The organism is Sulfitobacter sp. 1A15299 (genome assembly GCF_043556915.1).
In the GTDB taxonomy this organism is placed as follows: domain Bacteria; phylum Pseudomonadota; class Alphaproteobacteria; order Rhodobacterales; family Rhodobacteraceae; genus Sulfitobacter.
Genome location: NZ_JBIFFJ010000013.1, coordinates 21591 through 41686, shown reverse-complemented (window position 1 = coordinate 41686; position 20096 = coordinate 21591). Strand labels below are relative to the sequence as shown.

Here is a 20096-nt window from a genome sequence, read left to right as displayed (position 1 = left end):
CTTCCCCATTGGTTTGCGGCACAAGGGCCGAATGCGGCTGCGCGAGATAGGCCCGAGAAACAAGGCAGCTATGCACGATCATGCCTTGCATCGCCCGCCGGGGTTCTATCTACGGGGGCACCACCCCAAACCCAGCCCGATCCGGACGGAAAATGACTGATATCACTACAGAAGGCGCCTCGATCGGCTTTGACAAGGTCGGCAAGGCCTATACCAAAGCGGGCGGTGCGACCGTAACCGCGCTTGAAGGGATCTCCCTAGATGTGGCGCCCGGATCCATCACCGGGATCATCGGGCGGTCGGGGGCGGGCAAGTCGACCTTGCTGCGTATGGTCAACGGGTTGGAGCGTCCGACGACCGGCAAGGTGCTGGTCGGGGGGGAGGATGTCGGCACTGCCAAAGGCGGCAAGCTGCGCGCGATCCGCCGGGATGTTGGCATGATTTTTCAACACTTTAACCTGCTGTCTTCACGCACTGTGGCGGGCAATATCGCGCTGCCGCTCGAAGTGGCGGGAATGCCGAGTGCGCAGATCAAGCCGCGGGTGGCGGACCTGATCGACCGTGTGGGTCTCAGCGCGCAGGCGGGGCGCTATCCGGCGGAGCTTTCGGGCGGGCAGAAACAGCGTATCGGCATCGCGCGGGCCTTGGCCACCGGGCCGAAGGTGCTGCTCTCGGATGAGGCGACATCGGCGCTCGACCCTGAAACCACGCAAACGGTTCTGGCGCTTTTGAAGGACATTAACCGCGATCTGGGGCTGACGATTCTGCTGATCACCCATGAGATGGCCGTGGTGCGCGACATCGCGAGCCATGTGGCGGTGATCGACGCGGGCCGCATCGTCGAGCATGGGGAGACCTATGACATCTTTACCGCGCCGCAACATGCGACGACGCGGTCCTTCCTGTCGGGTGTGACGGGCGTCACCCTGCCGGCCTTCGTCAAAGACCGCCTGACCCAAACCCCGCCCGCGGCGGGGGGCGAAGAGGTCATCCGCGTCACATTCGCGGGCACCCATGCCACCGATCCGATGCTGGCGCGGCTGACGCAAGAGATGGGCATCCCGGTCAATATCCTTGCCGGTGCGGTGGAAGAGATCGGCACGCGGCCCTTCGGCAACCTGCTGGTATCGATGCCCGTCGCGCAGGCCGCCCAAGCGCGGGCCTTTTTGGAACAACACGGGCTTCTGACGGAGGTGCTGGGCTATGTCGGCTAATCTGATTAACCTATTGATCGAAGCGACCGGTCAAACGCTTTATATGGTGGCGATTTCGGCCATCCTCGGCACGCTCTTCGGCCTGCCGCTGGGGCTGTTTCTGGCCACATCGCAGCGCGGGGAACTGCTGTCGTCCCCATGGGTAAACAAGGTGCTGGGGCTGGTCGTGAACGCCACGCGCTCTGTGCCCTTCATCATTCTGGTCGTGGCCATCATTCCCTTCACCCGCATGATCGCAGGCACTTCGATCGGCACCACGGCGGCAATCGTGCCGCTGACCATCGCCACGGTGCCTTTCATCGCCCGGCTGGTGGAAAACGCCATCCGCGAGGTCGATTCCGGGCTGATCGAAGCCGCCCGTGCCATGGGGGCGACACCGCTGCAAATCATCCGCAAGGTGCTGCTGCCCGAGGCGCTGCCCGGCATCACTCTGGGCCTCACCCTCGCCATCGTGAGCCTCATCGGCTACTCCGCCATGGTCGGCGCAGTGGGTGGCGAAGGTTTGGGGGATCTGGGTATCCGCTATGGATATCAGCGCTTTATGCCCGATGTCATGGCGATTGTCGTGATCATCCTCATCGTTCTGGTGCAGCTTGTGCAATCCATCGGCGAGCGTATCGCCAGCGCCGTGGACAAACGGGCCACCAAAAGTGGCGGCCAATAGGCCGCGCCTTCCATCCGCTCTCTCAAAATAAGGAGACTAATATGCTTCGTTTTACAACACTCACCTCCGTTCTGGCGCTGATGGCCACTGGCCTTGCCGCCGAGGAAATCAAAGTCGGCGTTTCGCCCGGCGAACACGCTGAAATCATGGAAGAAGTTGCCCGCATCGCGGAGCCTATGGGGCTCGAAATCGACGTGGTCGAATTCTCTGACTATGTGGTGCCGAATCAAGCGCTGGCCGATGGCGACATTCAGGCGAACTCCTTCCAGCATGTGCCTTACCTCGAAGCGCAGATGAAGGACCGCGGCTTTGAGCTGAGCGTGGTCGGCAACACGATCACCACCCCGATGGGCGTCTATTCCGACAAGATCACCGATCTTGCCGACCTCGAAGACGGTGCGACATTCGGCATTCCGAACGATCCCACGAACGGTGGCCGCGCGCTGTTGGTTCTGCAGGAACTTGGGCTGATCAAGGTCGATGAGGCCGCAGGTCTGGTGCCGACCGTCCTCGATATTACCGAAAACCCCAAAGACTTGTCCTTTAAAGAACTCGACGCCGCGCAACTGCCGCGTTCGCTGGCCGATCTGGATGCGGCTTTGATCAACACCAACTACGCGATTGCTTCGGGCCTCAGCCCCAAGGAAGATTCCATCGCGATGGAAAGTGCCGAAAACCCCTATGTGAACGTCATCGCCGTCCGCAAAGGCGACGAGGAAGCGGCATGGGTTGAGACATTGCTCAAGGCCTATCACTCCGATGAGATCAAAGCCTTTATCGAAGAAAGCTATCAGGGCACGGTAATCACCTCCTGGTAAGCGCTTGTTCTAAAGGGGTATTGATAGACTTGACCCGCGTTCGCGCGGGTCAAGATCGCCCAAGGCACGGGCCGGGGCATTCCTGCTGGTTAAGACTCCCCAAATCGTTGGGTTGAGGCTGACGGTCAGCCAGAAACATTAAATTTCTGTTTAGAAATTCCGCGTATGTCTCACAGATAACACGCGTTTTAATGCATTTTTACGTATACCTCTTAACTTTGAAATTATGTTGCGCTGCGGCGTGAGAAAATTGTTGAAAAGTTCGATTTCGCCCGTATCGTGAAATCGTGAGGGATTTTTTCACATGACCCGGGGCTTGCCCTTCCTGATCTCTGACTGGGCCGATGGTCGCGATCCATGTGAACGGGAGTTCGACTGCAAGACGCGACCATAACAAACCAAGGGAGACTATCATGAAGACCGTGAAACTGATGGGCACCGCCGCCAGCCTGCTTGTGCTGGGGGTCAGTCAATCCGCCGCGCAGGATCTGACCGTTGGGTATTTCCTCGAATGGCCGATGCCGTTCCAATACGCGAAAGCGGAAGGGATGTATGACGAAGCGCTCGGCACGACGGTGAATTGGGTAAGCTTCGATTCCGGCACCGCCATGTCGGCGGCGATGGCCTCGGGGGATGTGCAGATGTCGCTGAGCCAAGGCGTGCCGCCCTTTGTGGTCGCCACTTCGGCAGGGCAAGACCTGCAAATTCTTGATGTCGCGGTCAGCTATTCCGAGAATGACAATTGCGTCGTGCGCGAGGCGCTGGAGATCGACAAATCCTCTGCCGAGGAATTGACGGGCAAGAAGGTCGCGGTGCCGCTCGGTACGGCTGCGCATTACGGTTTTCTTAAGCAAATGAATCACTTCGGTGTCGATGTTGGATCGCTCGACGTGGTGGATATGGCACCACCCGATGGGGCCGCGGCCATCGCGCAGGGATCGGTCGATATGGCATGCGGCTGGGGCGGGTCGCTGCGCCGGATGATGGAACATGGCAATATTCTGTTGACCGGTGCCGAGAAGGAAGAACTGGGCATTCTGGTCTTCGACGTGACCTCCGGCCCAGCCTCTTGGGTGGCCGAGAACTCCGACACGGTCGCCGCCTTCCTAAGCGTGACGGCCAAGGCAAATGCGATGTGGGCGGATGAGGCCAACCGCGACAAGATGCTGCCCGTCATCGCCAAGGACGCGGGCATGGACGAAGACGCCACGATGGAAACCATCGCCACCTTCTCCTTCCCGTCGGTCGATGAGCAGATGGGAGAGAAATGGCTCGGCGGGGGCGCGCAGGAGTTCATGAAAGGCGTGGCCGATGTCTTTGTCGAAGCCGGCGCGATCGACGGCGCACTCGACAGCTATGAAGACGCGGTAAACACCGGCCCGCTGCAAGCCGCGAGCGATATGTAAGCCGAGCGGCATAAAAATAGGCCGCCCCGCCGCAGCCCGGTGCCTGATTGCGAGGCGCCGGGCAGCAGGGGCACGCCGATAACGAAAAAGCAGCGGGGCGGCATGTCGGGATTGAAAATCGAAAACCTGTCGATGCGGTTTGATTTGCCCAATGGCAGTCATGTGCAGGCGCTTGAGGACGTATCGCTTGACCTCGCGGCGGGGGAGTTGATGTCGGTGCTTGGTCCCTCGGGCTGCGGCAAGACGACGTTGCTCAACATCGTTGCCGGTTTCCTTGCCCCGAGTTCCGGCGAGATCGTCCTGAACGGCCATAGCGTCACGGGGCCGGATGCCGAGCGTGGCATGGTCTTTCAACAGGGCGCACTGTTCGAGTGGATGTCGGTGCGCGAAAACGTGAGCTTTGGTCCGCGCATGAAGGGGCAGGGCGAAAAGCAATATGGGGCCGAGGTCGACCATCTGCTCGATATCGTCGGGCTGGGCGATTTCAAGGAAAAGGCGATCTATGAGCTCTCGGGCGGGATGCAGCAGCGGGTGGCGCTGGCGCGCTGTTTGGCGAATGATCCTGATGTGATCTTGATGGACGAACCCTTGGGCGCGCTGGACGCGCTGACCCGCGAAAAGATGCAAAGCCTCGTGCTGAAACTGTGGAAAGAGACCGGCAAGACCATCATCCTGATCACCCATTCGGTCGAAGAGGCGCTGCTGCTCGGCGAGCGGCTTTTGGTCATGGCGCCGCGTCCGGGGCGCATTCACCGCGAATACCGTCTGCCCTTTGCCGATCTGGGCGTGGGCCAAGACCTGCGTGAGGTCAAGAAACACCCGGAATTCGCCGAAAGGCGCGAGGAAATACTCGGCATGATCTGGGACATGGAGGAAGAGATCATGGGCCGGACGGAGGGGGCATGATGCTGATCCTGTTGATTTATATCGTCATCTTCGCGCTTTCTTTCTTTCTTGTTCGTCTGGTGGTCGATCAGACAGCCAGCGGCTTTGCGGCGCGCAAGACGGTAACCTTCGGCGACGAAAGCGCGGTAACCTCGAACCGCACCGCCAGCGTGATCTCGATCCTGACGATCTTCTTGCTGTGGGGGGCTTTCACCGGCTCGTCCCTGCTGCCTCGATTTTTACACGCGCCCGGCCCGTTCGAGGGGCTGGCCGAGCTGACCTATACCGCTGAGGCCGATGATGGCTCCCGCGATGACGGCACGATCACGGTGCTGGTGCATCCGGTGGGCGAAGACGCCGAGACGCCGCAGGTCGACCCGGGCGATGGCTGGGCCAAGAATGACGCTTTCACCATCGGCGCTTGGCGCTCGGGGCTGTTGCGTGTTGATAAGAATGACGAGAAGGGCCGCGATCTCGGGCACCGGGTCATCGCCGTGAACGGGCAAGAGATCGCGCCCGGGGGTGAGGTCCAGACCGAGTTTGGCCGCGTCGGCATGTCACCCAAGGGCACGCTGAACTTCGAGCCTGCAAAAGGCTGGCAGATGGAGCCGATCTGGCTACCGCCTCCCGAAGCCGTGGTGTCGCGCCTTGCTGAAATTTCAAGCCAAGGCTACCGCGACAGCACCCTGTGGGAGCATCTGGGCTATTCGCTGTTCCGCGTGGTCGTGGGGTTCGCCCTCGGAGCGCTGGTGGGCATTCCGCTGGGCTATGCCATGGGGCTATCGGGCTGGTTTCGCGGCTGGTTCGATCCGATTGTCGAATTCATGCGCCCGGTGCCGCCGCTCGCGCTGATCCCGCTGGTGATCATCTGGGCGGGGATCGGTGAGCTGGGCAAGATCATCCTGCTGTTCCTCGCGGCGCTGTGGATCATGGCCATCGCCGCGCGGTCGGGCGTGTCGGGGGTGAATATCACCAAGGTCCATGCGGCCTATTCGCTGGGCGCGTCCAAGGCGCAGATCATGCGCCATGTCATTGTGCCGAACTCATTGCCCGAGATCTTTACCGGCGCGCGGGTCGCGATGGGGGTCTGCTGGGGCACGGTGGTCGCCGCCGAACTGGTCGCGGCCGAGAAGGGGGCGGGGATGATGATCATGGTCGCTTCCAAATTTCAGCTGACTGATATCGTGCTCATGGGGATCATCCTGATCGGCATCATCGGCTTTGGCATCGACATGCTAATGCGCAAGGCGGAGCGGTTGCTGGTGCCTTGGAAAGGGCGGTCTTAACCCCGCCCGCCATCCCCTTCTGTTTAAAAGGAGCCCCCCTTGCCAGACGCCGAATTCCGCGCCATAGTGAAAAAATGGAGGAAATTTTCACATGACCCGAGCGAAAAGGCCCGGGGCGGAGGCCATGGGGCCACGCTCTCTGGGGGCCGACCTACGGGCGATCCGCAAGGGGCGCAAACTGACTCTGACGGATTTGGCCGAGGCTTTGGGCCGGTCTGTCGGCTGGGTCAGTCAGATCGAACGCGACATCTCGACCCCCTCCATCGCCGACCTGCGCCGCATCGCCGAGATCTTGGAGGTGCCGATCTCGCTGCTTTTTGGCGAAGCGACGGTAAGCCCCGAAGAACGTGGCTATGTCGTGCGGGCCGGGGCGCGGCGTGCCATGGGAAGCGCGGCCAATGGCTTGACGGAAGAGCTGCTTTCCCCGGATCTCACCGACAGTTTCGAAGTGATCCACTCGACCTTTGCCGCCTATTCGGGGTTGGAAGCGCCGGTCAGACGCGAAACGCAGGAGGTCGGCTTTGTCATCTCGGGCCGGTTGAACCTCACCATCGCGGAGCGCCGCTTTTCCGTTGGCCCCGGCGACAGCTTTCGCATTCGGGGCGACTACTATACTTGGGACAATCCCTACGACACGCCCGCCGTGGTGGTCTGGGTGATCTCTCCCCCGGTTTACTGAGCCGAATTTTTATCAATTTAAACAATGCCAAACTGACCGGGGGTGCCTCTGGCCAGCCCCTTGGTGATGCATGGCGATAGGAGGGGCATGTGGCTGATTTTCCGACAACGGCACGGGTGGTGATCATCGGCGGCGGTGTGGTTGGGGTCTCGACCCTCTATCACCTCGCCCGCGCGGGGTGGACCGATTGCGTTCTGCTGGAAAAGAACGAACTCACCGCAGGCTCCACTTGGCATGCGGCGGGCAACTGTCCGAATTTCTCGAACTCATGGGCGGTGATGAACATGCAGCGCTACGGGCTTGAGATGTACCGCGGTTTGGGTGAGGCGGTGGGCTATCCGATCAATTACCATGTCACCGGTGCGCTGCGTCTGGCGCATAGCCGCGAGCGGATGCAGGAGTTTGAGCATGTCGCCTCCATGGCCCGCGCGCAGGGGCTGGGGATGGAGATGTGCACCCCCGCCGAATTGAAGGATCACAACCCTTTCATAGAGCTGCACGATCTGGCGGGCGGTCTGTGGGATCCCTTGGACGGTGACATCGACCCGGCGCAGCTGACCCAAGCCCTCGCCAAAGGGGCGCGGGAGGCGGGCGCGGCGATACACCGTTTCACCCCCGCGACCGGCATTGATCGTGAAGGGAATGAATGGATTGTCCATACCGACAAGGGCGCGATCCGCTGTGAGAAGGTGGTTAATGCCGCCGGATACTATGCGCAGCGGGTGGGCGAATGGTTCCGCCCCCATGGGGGCCGCTGCGTGCCCGCGGTGGTTATGAGCCATCAGTATTTCCTGACCGAGGAAATCCCCGAGCTTGCCGCTTGGACCGCCGAGAAGGGCCATAAGATGCCGATGGTCCGCGATGTGGACAGTTCCTACTACCTGCGGCAGGACAAGAACGGGCTGAACCTCGGCCCCTATGAGCGCAACTGCAAGGCGCATTGGATCACCCCCGACGATCCCATGCCCGAGGATTTCAGCTTTCAGCTTTATCCCGACGATCTGGATCGGCTGGAATGGTATATCGAAGACGCCATGGCGCGGATGCCGCTGTTAGGCCAGAGCGGTGTCGGCCGGGTGATCAACGGGCCGATCCCCTATGCGCCCGATGGGCTGCCGATGCTGGGCCCGATGCCCGGCGTCCCGAACGCCTTTGAGGCGCATAGCTTTACCTTTGGCATCGCGCAGGGCGGCGGCGCGGGCAAGGTCATGGCCGAATGGATCACGCAAGGTGAAACGGAATGGGACATGTGGGATGTCGACCCGCGCCGCTACACCGCCCATGCCGATCACGACTACACCCTCGCCAAGGCGCTTGAGACCTATGGCCATGAATACGCGATGCATTTCCCGTATCACGCATGGCCCGCCGGGCGCGACAAAAAGCTGTCGCCGCTGCACGACCGTCTGTGCGACGCGGGCGGTCAGATGGGCGCTTACAACGGGTGGGAGCGGGCGAATTGGTTTGCCAAACCCGGTGATGACACCTCGAAGGCCGCGACCCAGACATGGGACCGCGAGGGGCCATGGGCGGCGCGGGTTCGTGAGGAGGTCGCGGCGGTGCGTGATCATGCGGGCGTGCTCGATCTGCCGGGGTTCTCGCGTTTTGGGCTTGCGGGGCCGGGTGCGGCGGAATGGCTGCGGGGCCGGATTGCGGGGGCGCTTCCCAATGTCGGGCGGATGACGCTGGGCTATTTCCCCGACAGCCGGGGCCGGGTGCTGACCGAGATGTCGATCCTGCGCCATGCAGAAGATGACTTCACCCTGATCACCGCCGCCCCGGCGCAATGGCATGACTTTGAACTGCTGCGCGATGCGCTGCCCCAAGGGGGTGAGATCAGCCTGACGGACCGAACCGACGCGGTCTCGACCCTGATCCTTTGCGGCCCCAAATCCCGCGCGTTGCTCTCGCCGCTGGCCCCGGAGGCCGATCTGACGCTGCCGTGGCTCAGCCATCAGGAGGCGTCGGTAGAGGGCGCGCCTGCGCTGCTCGCCCGGGTCTGTTTCGCGGGCGAGTTGGGCTGGGAGATCCACGCGGCCCCCGAAGACATGCCTGCAATCTATGACGCGGTGATTGCGGGCGGTGCCACGCCTTTCGGGATGTTCGCGCTCAATTCCATGCGTCTGGAAAAGGGGTATCGAACCTGGAAGGGCGATCTCTTGCAGGAGTATACGTTGCTTGAGGCCGGATTGGACCGTTTCCTGCGTCTGGATAAGCCTAAGGATTTCCCCGGCAAAGCAGCGCTGATCGCAGAGCAGGCGCGAGGGCCGCAGCGCCGCTTCGTGACACTGGTGGTCGAAGGCAACCCGCAAGACGCGCCGCCGATGGCCACGCTGCGCCTGAACGGAGATGCCGTGGGCGAGGTGACCAGCGGCGGCTATGGCTACCGGGTCGATGCCTCCATCGCCCTCGGCGTGGTGCGGGCTGATGCTGCCGTGCCGGGCACCGAACTTACGGTCGAAATCTATGGCCAAAGCTACCGCGCCACGGTGCAGCCCGACGCCCCGCTTTGGGACAGCCAAAACACGCGCATCCGCGCGCAGGAGGTTTGAGATGGGACAGCTTCCTTCCCAAGCCCGCGCGGTGATTATCGGGGGTGGCGTGATCGGCTGTTCGGTTGCCTATCATCTGACCAAGCTCGGCTGGACCGATGTGGTCCTGCTGGAGCGCAAACAACTGACCTCGGGCACCACATGGCACGCGGCGGGGCTGATCGCACAGCTGCGCGCGACGCAGAACATGACGCGGCTGGCGAAATACTCCCAAGAACTCTACGGCGCGCTGGAGGGGGAAACCGGGGTCGCCACAGGCTTCAAACGTGTGGGCTCGATCACCGCCGCCCTAACGCCTGCGCGGCGCGAGGAGATCTTGCGTCAGGCCGCCATGGCCCGCGCTTTTGGCGTCGAGGTCGAAGAGATCACCCCCGAAGAGGTCCGCGCGAAATACCCCCATGTGGAGACCAAAGGCATGACCGGCGCGGTCTATTTGCCGAAAGACGGGCAGGGCGATCCCTCCAATATCGCGCTGGCCCTGGCCAAGGGCGCCCGGGCGCGTGGCGCGGTGGTGGCCGAGCGGGTCAAGGCGACGGGGGTCGCCCGTGCGGGGCGTCGGATCACGGCGGTGGATTGGACCGGGGAGGATGGCAGCAGGGGCCGGATCGAGACCGAACATGTCATCAATTGCGCGGGTATGTGGGGGCGAGACGTGGGCCGGATGCTGGGCAGCAACGTGCCGCTGCAAGCCTGTGAGCATTTCTATATCGTCACCGAGGCTGTGCCCACTTTGCGCGAGTTGCCGGTGCTGCGCATCCCCGATGAATACGCCTATTACAAAGAGGATGCGGGGAAGATCCTGCTTGGCGCTTTCGAGCCTGTGGCCAAACCATGGGCGCTGGAGGGCATCCCCGAGAGTTTCGAGTTCGATCAACTGCCCGAGGACTTCGACCATTTCGAGCCGATCCTCGAAATGGCGGTCAAACGGCTGCCGTTGCTGGCGGAGGCGGGGATTCATACCTTCTTCAACGGTCCCGAAAGTTTCACCCCCGACGATGCCTATCACCTTGGCCAAGCGCCCGAGATGGATAATGTCTGGGTCGCCGCCGGGTTCAATTCGATCGGCATCCAATCGGCGGGCGGGGCGGGCATGGCGCTGGCGCAATGGATGGAAGACGGGCAGAGGCCCTTTGATCTGGGTGATGTGGATATCGCGCGGATGCAGCCGTTTCAGGGCAACAAGACCTATCTGGCGGAACGGTCGACCGAAACGCTGGGGCTGCTCTATGCCGATCACTTCCCCTACCGCCAAAAGGCCACCGCGCGGGGCATCCGGCGCAGCCCGCTCCATGCGCATCTGCTGGAGCATGGCGCGGTCATGGGTGAATTCGCAGGCTGGGAACGGGCCAATTGGTTCGCCGATCCCGGCCAAACGCGCGCGTATCGCTATAGCTGGGGCCGGCAGAATTGGTTCGGCAATCAAGCCGCCGAACATGCCGCCATTCGCGCGGGCGTGGGGCTTTACGATATGTCGTCTTTCGGCAAAATCCGCGTCGAGGGGCCAGAGGTCGAGGCTTTCATGAACCACGTCTGCGGCGCGCAGATGGCGGTGCCGGTGGGCAAGATCGTCTATACCCAATTCCTCAACCCGCGCGGCGGGATCGAGGCGGATGTCACCGTGACCCGGCTGAGCGAGACGGCCTACCTCGTCGTCACCCCGGCGGCCACGCGGCTTGCGGATGAGACTTGGCTGCGCCGCCATACGGGCGACCGGATGGTGGTGATCACGGATGTGACGGCGGGGGAGGCGGTGATCGCCCTCATGGGGCCGAAGGCGCGGGAGGTCTTGCAGGCGGTCTCTCCCGATGACTTCTCGAATGACAGCCATCCCTTCTGCATGGCGCGCGAGATCGAGATCGGCATGGGCCTCGCCCGGGCGCATCGGGTGTCCTATGTGGGCGAGTTGGGCTGGGAGCTTTACGTCAGCGCCGAAATGGCGGGCCATGTGTTTGAGGTGCTGATCGACGCAGGCGCGGCCTTTGGCCTGAAGCTTTGCGGCCTGCACGCGATGGACAGTTGCCGGATCGAAAAGGGCTTTCGCCACTTCGGCCATGACATAACCTGCGAGGATCATGTGCTGGAGGCAGGCTTGGGCTTTGCGGTGAAGACCGACAAGCCCGATTTCATCGGTCGCGACGCGGTGCTGCGCAAAAAGGAGGAGGGGCTGAAGCTGCGGATGCTGCAATTCCGCCTGACAGACCCAGAGCCATTGCTCTACCACGCCGAACCGATCCTGCGGGAGGGGGTGATCGTGGGCTATCTCACCTCCGGCAACTATGGCCATCACTTGGGCGGAGCGATCGGGCTGGGCTATGTGCCCTGCGCGGGCGAAAGCCCCGCCGATCTGCTGGCCTCGACCTATGAGATCGACGTGGCAGGCCGCCGGATCAAGGCCGAGGCCAGTCTGAAACCGATGTATGACCCCAGAGGGGCGCGGTCCAAGAGCTAGGCCGTCGCCCTACGAAAAACGCCCCCTTCGCAGGCTTATCCGCCGAGTTTTGACATAGATCAAAGCGGCGGCTTGGGGCCCATGCGATCCGTCTCCCAAAGATGAAGGGATTCGGAATATGTTCGATACGCTCAAGTTGATCGTGCTTGCGCTTATAGTGTTCTTTGCAGCACTCGGGGCGGATTGGGCGCGCGATCCGGCTTATATGGTTCACGCCCTGCTGGTCATGTTGGTGGCCGCAGGGTTGTTTTTCTGGCAATTGCGCCGGATGCCTGTCGACGGCGCGGTGCCTGTCGCAGCTGTGGCGCCGCAGGGCTATATGGATGGCCCTATTCGCTATGGCGTCATCGCCACCGCCTTTTGGGGCGTGGTGGGGTTTTTGGTCGGCACCTTCATCGCCTTCCAACTGGCCTTTCCCGCGCTGAACATCGACTGGGCGCAGCCCTATGCCAACTTTGGCCGCCTGCGTCCGCTGCACACCAGTGCGGTGATCTTCGCCTTTGGCGGCAACGCGCTGATCGCCACCTCTTTCTACATCGTGCAGCGCACCTCTTCGGCGCGACTTTGGGGGGGTAATGCCGCTTGGTTCGTCTTCTGGGGCTATCAGCTGTTCATCGTTCTGGCGGCCACGGGCTATCTGCTGGGCGCGACCCAATCCAAGGAATATGCCGAGCCGGAATGGTACGTCGACATCTGGCTCACCATCGTCTGGCTGGTCTACCTCGCCGTCTTCTTCGGCACGATCCTGAAGCGGCGCGAGCGTCATATCTATGTCGCCAACTGGTTCTTTCTGGCCTTCATCATCACCGTGGCCATGCTGCATGTGGTCAATAACCTCGCCATCCCGGTGTCGATCTGGGGCTCGAAGTCGGTGCAGGTCTTCGCGGGCGTGCAGGATGCCATGACGCAGTGGTGGTACGGCCACAACGCCGTGGGCTTTTTCCTGACCGCCGGGTTCCTGGGTATGATGTATTACTTCGTGCCGAAACAGGCGGGCCGCCCGGTCTATAGCTACAAGCTGTCCATCATCCACTTCTGGGCGCTGATCTTCCTCTACATCTGGGCCGGTCCGCACCATTTGCACTACACCGCCTTGCCCGATTGGGCGGCGACGCTGGGGATGGTGTTCTCGATTATCCTGTGGATGCCCTCATGGGGTGGCATGATCAACGGGCTGATGACGCTCGAAGGCGCTTGGGACAAGATCCGCACCGATCCGATCATCCGCATGTTCGTGGCCTCGCTCGCCTTCTACGGCATGTCGACCTTTGAGGGGCCGATGATGTCGATCCGGGCGGTGAACAGCCTCAGCCACTACACCGACTGGACCATCGGCCATGTGCATTCCGGCGCGCTTGGCTGGAACGGGCTGATCACCTTCGGGGCGCTCTACTTTTTGACCCCGCGGCTCTGGGGCCGGGCGCAGATGCATTCGCTGTCGGCGATCAACCTGCATTTCTGGCTCGCGACCCTCGGGATCGTGCTCTACGCCGCGTCGATGTGGGTCTCGGGCATCATGGAGGGGCTGATGTGGCGCGAGGTCGACGCCAATGGCTTCCTCGTCAACAGCTTTGCCGACACCGTCGAAGCGAAATTCCTGATGTATGTGGTCCGTGGTCTGGGCGGGGTGCTCTACCTCGCGGGGGGTGCGGTGATGGTCTGGAACATGTGGATGACCATCCGCGCCCCGCAAGCCCGCCCCGTCACCGTCGCCCTGCCAGCGGAGTAAGATCAATGGCCAAGAACCCCCACAGCCCCAACTATGACCCCGCTGACGACCCCAAGGTGGTGACCGCCAGCGAAGGCTTGAAGACGGGCAAAATCCCCAACGAGCTGCCACCCGAGACGGAGGCCATCACCTTTCACCAGCGGTTTGAACGCAATGCGACGCTACTGCTGATCGCCTCGCTCGGGGTGGTGAGCATCGGCGGGATCGTTGAGATCGCGCCGCTCTTTTGGCTGGAGAATACCATCGAAGAGGTTGAGGGCATGCGCCCCTATTCGCCGCTGGAACTGGCGGGGCGCGAGATCTATGTGCGCGAGGGCTGCTATGTCTGCCACAGCCAGATGATCCGCCCGATGCGCGACGAGACGGAGCGTTACGGCCACTACAGCCTTGCCGCCGAATCCATGTACGACCATCCGTTTCAATGGGGCTCCAAACGCACCGGGCCGGATTTGGCGCGCGTGGGCGGGCGCTATTCGGACGAGTGGCATGTCGACCACCTGATGGACCCGCAATCGGTGGTGCCGGAAAGCGTCATGCCGAAATACGCTTTCCTGATGGAGGCCAAGCTTGAGCCTGAGGATGTGACCGATCTGGTGGCCACCCACCGCACGGTCGGCGTGCCCTATAGCGATGAGATGATCGCGAATGTCCGTGGCGATTTCCGGGTACAGGTCGATCCTTTCGGCGATTACGACGAGCTGCTGGACCGCTACCCCGGCGCGCAGGTGCGCAACTTCGACGGCCAGCCGGGGGTGAGCGAGATGGATGCCCTGATCGCCTATCTGCAAATGCTCGGAACGCTGGTCGATTTCTCGACCTTCGTGCCTGATGCCAGCCGCTGAGGAGCCCGCAATGGACACCTATTCCTTCCTGCGGGAACTGGCGGATAGCTGGGCGCTGTTGATCCTGACGCTGATCTTTCTGGGCGTCATCGCTTGGGCTTTTCGCCCCGGCTCGCGCGCCCTGCACGACGATGCCGCCGCCGTCCCGTTTCGCAACGACGACCCCGATCAAGCCCGCAATGACGGAGCCCGCACATGACCGATAAACGCAAGATCGACCCCGCCACCGGGACCGAGACCACAGGCCACAGTTGGGACGGGATCGAAGAGCTGAACACGCCGCTGCCGCGTTGGTGGCTCTGGACATTCTACGCCACCGTCGTCTGGGGCGTGATCTATACCATCTTCTATCCCGCCTGGCCGATGGTCTCAGGCGCGACGGCGGGGCTGCTCGGCTATTCCACCCGGGGCGAAGTCGCCGCCGAGATTGCGCGGGTGGACCTGTCTAATGCCGATCTGACCGAAAGCCTCGTCACCGTCGATCTGGCAGTGCTCAAGGACAACGAAGAGCTGCACCGTTTCGCGACACAGGCCGGGCGCTCGGTCTTTGCGGCCAATTGTTCGCAATGTCATGGCGCCGGGGCAGGGGGTGTGGTGGCCTCGGGCTATCCGAACCTTCTGGACGACGATTGGCTCTGGGGCGGCACGATGGAGGAGATCGCCTATACCGTGCGCCACGGCATCCGCAACGAGGATGACCCCGACGCGCGTTTCTCGGAGATGCCGCCGTTTGATTGGATGGAGGAGGCCGACCTCGACGCCACCGTGCATTTCGTGCGCAGCCTCTCGGGGCTTGAGCATGACGCGGGCGCGGCGCAGGCGGGGGCAGGGGTCTATGCCGACAACTGTAGCGCCTGCCATGGGGAGCGTGGCCTTGGCGACCGTGAGATGGGCGCGCCGAACCTTGCCGATGCGATCTGGCTGCGCGGCGGCAGTCATGAGGCGATCCTGCGGCAGCTCAAAGCGCCGCGCATGGGGGTGATGCCGCCGTGGCAGGCCCGTCTGGGCGAGGCCGAGGTGCGCGCCGTGACCGCCTATGTCCACGGTCTGGGCGGCGGCGAGGCCACGGTCGATGCCGAGGGCGCTGCTGCCGACTGAACCGGATGACAAATAATCTGCGGATTGATGCAGATCAAAGCGGCCTGCGCCCCACGGGTGTAGGCCGCAAGACGTAACACCGGAGCCTACTGCCCATGTCCAACGCCGCCCCCCCGCTTTTCGCCGCGCGCGAGCCGATATTCCCCCGCCGGGTGAGCGGGTTCTTTCGCCGGCTCAAGTGGGTAATCCTGATCCTCACGCTTGGGGTCTATTACATGACCCCGTGGATCCGCTGGGACCGGGGGCCGAACCTGCCGGATCAGGCGGTTCTGGTCGATCTTGCGAACCGGCGTTTCCATTTCTTCTGGATCGAGATCTGGCCGCATGAGTTCTATTTCGTGGCCGGGCTGTTGATCATGGCGGGGCTGGGGCTGTTCCTGTTTACCTCCGCCCTGGGGCGGGTCTGGTGTGGTTATGCCTGCCCGCAGACCGTCTGGTCTGACCTCTTCATGACCGTGGAGCGCTGGATTGAGGGCGACCGCAATGCGCGTATCCGCCTGCACAATGCGCCGTGGAACCTGCGCAAGGCACGGTTGCGGGGGGCGAAATGGCTGGTCTGGTTGCTGATCGCGGTGGCGACGGGCGGGGCTTGGGTCTTTTACTTTGCCGATGCGCCAAGCCTCGCGCGCGACCTCGTGACCCTGCAAGCCGCGCCCGTGGCCTATGCCACCATCGCCGTGCTGACGGCCACGACCTTTATCTTCGGCGGTTTCATGCGCGAACAGGTCTGCATTTACATGTGCCCCTGGCCCCGCATCCAGGGCGCGATGATGGACCCGGGCACGCTGACCGTCGGCTACCGCAAATGGCGGGGGGAGCCGCGCGGCAAGGGCGGGGTCAAGCGCCAGAAAGCGGCGGCAGAGGCGATCGGCAGCGGCGATGCGGTGGCGCGTTATGGGGCGGCGCTGGACAAGAATACCGCGGGCGTCCGTCAATCGCGGGAGGGCGAGGTCTTGGGCGATTGCATTGATTGCAACGCCTGCGTCGCGGTCTGCCCGATGGGGATCGACATTCGCGAAGGCCAGCAGATGGAATGTATCACCTGCGCGCTCTGCATCGACGCCTGCGACGATGTGATGGCCAAGATCGGACGCCCGCGCGGGCTGATCGACTACCTTGCGCTGGATGATGAGCCGCCCACCGCGCCCAGAGAAAGCGCCGCCGTGGCGGGCCTTGCCGAGGCGCCCGCGGGCGATGTCGCCGGGGCCACTGCGCCACCATGGCAGCCCAAGCCGCTTTGGCAACATGTCTTCCGCCCGCGCACCTTGATCTATACCGCCGCTTGGGCCGCCATCGGTGTGGCGCTTGTCGTGGCGCTCTTCATCCGGCCCGAGATTGACATGACCGTGGCGCCAGTGCGCAACCCGACCTTCGTCACCCTCTCGGACGGGTCGATCCGCAACGCCTATGACATCCGTCTGCGCAACAAACATGGGGAGGCGCGGGATTTCCGGCTGTCTCTCGCCGGAGACCGTCGTTTGGACCTCAGCGCGGAGGGGGCGGCGGGCTCGGTGGTTTCCGTCCCCGCAGACACCACCCGCCTGCAACGGGTCTATGTGATCGCCCCGCCGCAGAGTGACGCCGCCACCGCACCGCGCAGCGATCTGCGGTTCTGGGTCGAAGATCTCCGCTCGGGCGAGCGGGCCTTTGGTGACACGATATTCAACGGAAAGGACAGCCAATGACCGCAGCGCAATTGCAACCGGAGCGCCCCCTGACAGGCTGGCATGTGCTGGCAATCTTCGTGGGCGGGTTTTCGATCATCATCGCGGTGAACCTCGCGCTCGCTTTCAACGCGGTGCGCACCTTCCCGGGCAAGGAAACCGAATCGAGCTACGTTGCCTCGCAGAATTTCGACAGCGACCGCGCGGCGCAGGAAGCGCTTGGCTGGGCGGTGCAGACCGAGTTGACGGGAGAGACGCTCCGCTTGGCGGTAGAGGATACCAATGGCGTGGTGCAGCCCAAGATCATCGCGGCGACATTGGGCCGGGCGACCACCGTGGCGGATGACATGACGCCCGACTTCGCTTGGGATGGCCGCGCGTGGGTCGCGCCGGTCACCGCAGGCCCGGGCAACTGGAACCTGCGGGTGGAGATGCGCGCCGCCGATGGCACGCTCTTTCGCCGCCGCATTCCGTTGCAGGTGAGACGATGACCGTCGCCGCCTGTCCCGGCTGTATCGCAGGCACCCCCTTGGCCGAGGCCGCGGCGCAGCACATCGCGGAGAACGACAAGGCCATCCACCTTGCCCTGCCGCAGATCCGCTGTGCGGCCTGTATTGCGGGGGTCGAGGGGGTCTTGGCCCGCTTGCCCTCGGTCAAAGCCGCGCGGGTAAACCTTGGGGCCAAGCGGGTGCGGATCGTGCTCAGCCCCGGGTATGACGCCAGCGCCGCACTTCAGGCGTTGAACGACGCGGGCTTCGAGGCGCATGAACTCGACGCGACCGCCCTGCGCCCTGCGGGGGATGACACGGGCCGCCGTCTGTTGGCCCGCGCCGCCGTGGCGGGCTTTGCCATGATGAATGTGATGGCGGTTTCCGTCGCGGTCTGGTCTGGCGCGGGCGATGTCACGCGCGAGATGTTTCACTGGGTCTCTGCCGCCATCGCGCTGCCGGCCTTGGCCTTTTCCGCGGTGCCGTTCTTCGCCTCGGCATGGGTCGCCCTGCGGGCGGGCCGGATGAATATGGACGTGCCGATTGCGCTGGCGATCCTGCTGGCGGCGGCGACCTCGCTTTATGAAACTTTCGCTGCCACCGGGGCGCATACTTGGTTCGATGCGGCGCTCTCGCTGACCTTCTTCCTGCTGGTGGGCCGCTATCTTGAGCATCGCGCACGGGCGACGGCCCGTTCCGCCGCGGCGGAGTTGACGGCGCTGGAACTGCCCCGCGCGACGCGGCTGACCGCGACGGGGCGTGAGACGGTGGACGTGGGCGCCCTGATGCCCGACGACCGCATTGCCCTTGCTGCCGGCGCGCGCGCGCCGGTGGACGGCATCGCCTTGGGCGCGGTGATGGTGGACCGTTCCGCCCTGACCGGGGAGGCCGACCCCGTCGCGGTGGCAGCGGGCGGGCCGATCTGCGCGGGCGAGGTGATCCTTGGCACGCCGCTGACCCTAAGGGTCACCCGCCGGGCCGAGGACAGCACCCTGCGCCGCCTCGCGGCTCTGGTCGAGGTCGCCGAGACCGGCAAGCACCGTTACAGCGGGATCGCGGACCGCGCCGCGCGGCTTTACGCGCCGGTGGTGCATGGGCTGGCGGCGCTGGCTTTCGTGGTCTGGTGGGCGCTGACGGGAGACCTTTATCACGCGATTGCCGTGGCCACGGCGACGCTGATCATCACATGCCCCTGCGCGCTGGCCTTGGCCATTCCGGCGGTGACGGCGGCGATGACTGGGCGTTTGTTCCGCGCGGGCGTGCTGCTGAAATCCCCCACGGCGTTGGAGCGTCTGGCCGAGATCGACACGGTTCTCTTCGACAAGACCGGCACGCTGACCGAGGGCGTCGCGCGGCTGCCCGCGCTCGATGCAGAGGTGGCATCGGTCGCGCTTGCCCTTGCGCAGGCGTCTGACCACCCGGCCTCGCGCGCCTTGGCGGCGGCGTTGCAGGGGCAGATGCCCGCCGATCTGCACGACCTGCAAGAGGTGCCGGGCGAGGGCGTTTGCGGCCTGTGGAACGGCGCGCTGGTCTCTTTGCGTCGCGGGCAGGAGGGGCCGGAACTGCATCTGCCTGATCGCCGTATTCCTTTGCCCCTGTCCGAAACACCCCGCGCCGGGGCGGCGGAAGTTGTCAGCGCCCTGCGCGGGGGTGGGATGGCGGTGGCGATGGTCACCGGCGATACCGCGCAGCGTGCAGAAGCGCTGGCCAAAACCCTCGGGATTGACACGGTTCATGCCGCCGTTCGGCCCGAGCACAAGGCCGGTCTGGTCCGCGATATGGCCGCGCGGGGAAGACGGGTGCTCATGGTGGGCGACGGGCTGAATGACACGGCGGCGCTTGCCGGGGCGCATGCCTCTCTCGCGCCTGCCACGGCGCTGGATGCCGCGCGGGTCGCCTCGGACGGGGTGATGCTGGGCGGTGATCTCTCGGCGGTCGCCGATACCCTGCGGCTGGCCCGCCGGGCGCGCAGCCGCATTCGCCAGAACCTCGGCCTGGCTGCCGCCTATAACGCGGTCGCGATCCCGGTGGCGGTCATGGGCTTCGCCACCCCGCTGATGGCGGCGGCGGTGATGTCCTCCTCGTCTATCCTCGTGGTTTTGAATGCGGTGCGCCGATGAATATCCTGATCGTTCTCATCCCCGTCTCTGTCTGTCTGGGTGCGGCAGGGCTTGCGGCCTGTCTCTGGACGCTGCGCAACGGGCAATATGATGACCTCGAAGGGGACGCGGCGCGGATTCTGCTGGAGAATGGGGCCCCCAGTGGTGAGACCCACCAGCGGGATACTGAAAAGGCGACCTAAAAATGCGAAACGCGGGCCGA

Annotated in this window: 17 protein-coding genes; all 17 read left to right on the top strand. The window is 63.6% G+C overall.

Features of this window, described 5'->3' with window-relative positions; all coding sequences use genetic code 11:
• Nucleotides 1-152: 152 nt before the first annotated feature.
• Nucleotides 153-1214 (top strand): methionine ABC transporter ATP-binding protein, encoded by a 1062-nt coding sequence (locus tag ACGYK7_RS13075; RefSeq protein WP_394402755.1) that lies wholly within the window; start codon nt 153-155, stop codon nt 1212-1214.
• Nucleotides 1204-1878 (top strand): methionine ABC transporter permease, encoded by a 675-nt coding sequence (locus ACGYK7_RS13070; protein WP_067266255.1) that lies wholly within the window; start codon nt 1204-1206, stop codon nt 1876-1878. The genes ACGYK7_RS13075 and ACGYK7_RS13070 overlap by 11 nt, the downstream gene beginning before the upstream one ends.
• 41 nt (nt 1879-1919) lie before the next feature.
• On the top strand, nt 1920-2696 hold the full coding sequence (locus ACGYK7_RS13065; protein WP_394402754.1) for a MetQ/NlpA family ABC transporter substrate-binding protein: 777 nt from the start codon (nt 1920-1922) through the stop codon (nt 2694-2696).
• Nucleotides 2697-3109: 413 nt separating this feature from the next.
• Complete coding sequence (locus ACGYK7_RS13060; RefSeq protein WP_394402752.1) at nt 3110-4102, top strand: ABC transporter substrate-binding protein; 993 nt, start codon at nt 3110-3112, stop codon at nt 4100-4102.
• Between the two features lie 102 nt (nt 4103-4204).
• Nucleotides 4205-5008 (top strand): taurine ABC transporter ATP-binding protein, encoded by an 804-nt coding sequence (locus tag ACGYK7_RS13055; RefSeq protein ID WP_394402751.1) that lies wholly within the window; start codon nt 4205-4207, stop codon nt 5006-5008.
• Nucleotides 5008-6273 (top strand): ABC transporter permease, encoded by a 1266-nt coding sequence (locus ACGYK7_RS13050; protein ID WP_394402790.1) that lies wholly within the window; start codon nt 5008-5010, stop codon nt 6271-6273. Before ACGYK7_RS13055 ends, ACGYK7_RS13050 begins: the two co-directional genes overlap by 1 nt.
• A gap of 91 nt (nt 6274-6364) precedes the next feature.
• A complete protein-coding gene (locus ACGYK7_RS13045; protein ID WP_394402750.1) occupies nt 6365-6952 on the top strand; it encodes a helix-turn-helix domain-containing protein in 588 nt (195 codons plus the stop codon).
• 89 nt (nt 6953-7041) lie between these two features.
• Nucleotides 7042-9504 (top strand): FAD-dependent oxidoreductase, encoded by a 2463-nt coding sequence (locus ACGYK7_RS13040; protein ID WP_394402748.1) that lies wholly within the window; start codon nt 7042-7044, stop codon nt 9502-9504.
• Nucleotide 9505: 1 nt separating this feature from the next.
• Complete coding sequence (locus ACGYK7_RS13035) at nt 9506-11953, top strand: FAD-dependent oxidoreductase (protein ID WP_394402747.1); 2448 nt, start codon at nt 9506-9508, stop codon at nt 11951-11953.
• A 118-nt stretch (nt 11954-12071) separates the two neighbouring features.
• Complete coding sequence (ccoN, locus tag ACGYK7_RS13030; protein WP_394402746.1) at nt 12072-13682, top strand: cytochrome-c oxidase, cbb3-type subunit I; 1611 nt, start codon at nt 12072-12074, stop codon at nt 13680-13682.
• Nucleotides 13683-13687: 5 nt separating this feature from the next.
• The gene (ccoO, locus tag ACGYK7_RS13025; protein ID WP_394402744.1) at nt 13688-14524 is read left to right on the top strand and encodes a cytochrome-c oxidase, cbb3-type subunit II; all 837 of its coding nucleotides are present in this window, start codon (nt 13688-13690) and stop codon (nt 14522-14524) included.
• Nucleotides 14525-14534: 10 nt separating this feature from the next.
• Nucleotides 14535-14723 (top strand): cbb3-type cytochrome c oxidase subunit 3, encoded by a 189-nt coding sequence (locus ACGYK7_RS13020; RefSeq protein ID WP_136720504.1) that lies wholly within the window; start codon nt 14535-14537, stop codon nt 14721-14723.
• On the top strand, nt 14720-15622 hold the full coding sequence (gene ccoP / locus ACGYK7_RS13015) for a cytochrome-c oxidase, cbb3-type subunit III (RefSeq protein ID WP_394402742.1): 903 nt from the start codon (nt 14720-14722) through the stop codon (nt 15620-15622). The genes ACGYK7_RS13020 and ccoP overlap by 4 nt, the downstream gene beginning before the upstream one ends.
• 95 nt (nt 15623-15717) lie before the next feature.
• On the top strand, nt 15718-17307 hold the full coding sequence (gene ccoG / locus ACGYK7_RS13010; protein WP_394402740.1) for a cytochrome c oxidase accessory protein CcoG: 1590 nt from the start codon (nt 15718-15720) through the stop codon (nt 17305-17307).
• The gene (locus tag ACGYK7_RS13005) at nt 17304-17777 is read left to right on the top strand and encodes a FixH family protein (RefSeq protein ID WP_394402739.1); all 474 of its coding nucleotides are present in this window, start codon (nt 17304-17306) and stop codon (nt 17775-17777) included. Before ccoG ends, ACGYK7_RS13005 begins: the two co-directional genes overlap by 4 nt.
• Nucleotides 17774-19894, top strand: coding sequence for a heavy metal translocating P-type ATPase (locus tag ACGYK7_RS13000; RefSeq protein WP_394402737.1), 2121 nt, complete (start codon nt 17774-17776; stop codon nt 19892-19894). The genes ACGYK7_RS13005 and ACGYK7_RS13000 overlap by 4 nt, the downstream gene beginning before the upstream one ends.
• Nucleotides 19891-20076, top strand: coding sequence for a cbb3-type cytochrome oxidase assembly protein CcoS (ccoS, locus tag ACGYK7_RS12995; protein ID WP_394402735.1), 186 nt, complete (start codon nt 19891-19893; stop codon nt 20074-20076). Before ACGYK7_RS13000 ends, ccoS begins: the two co-directional genes overlap by 4 nt.
• Nucleotides 20077-20096 lie beyond the last annotated feature (20 nt).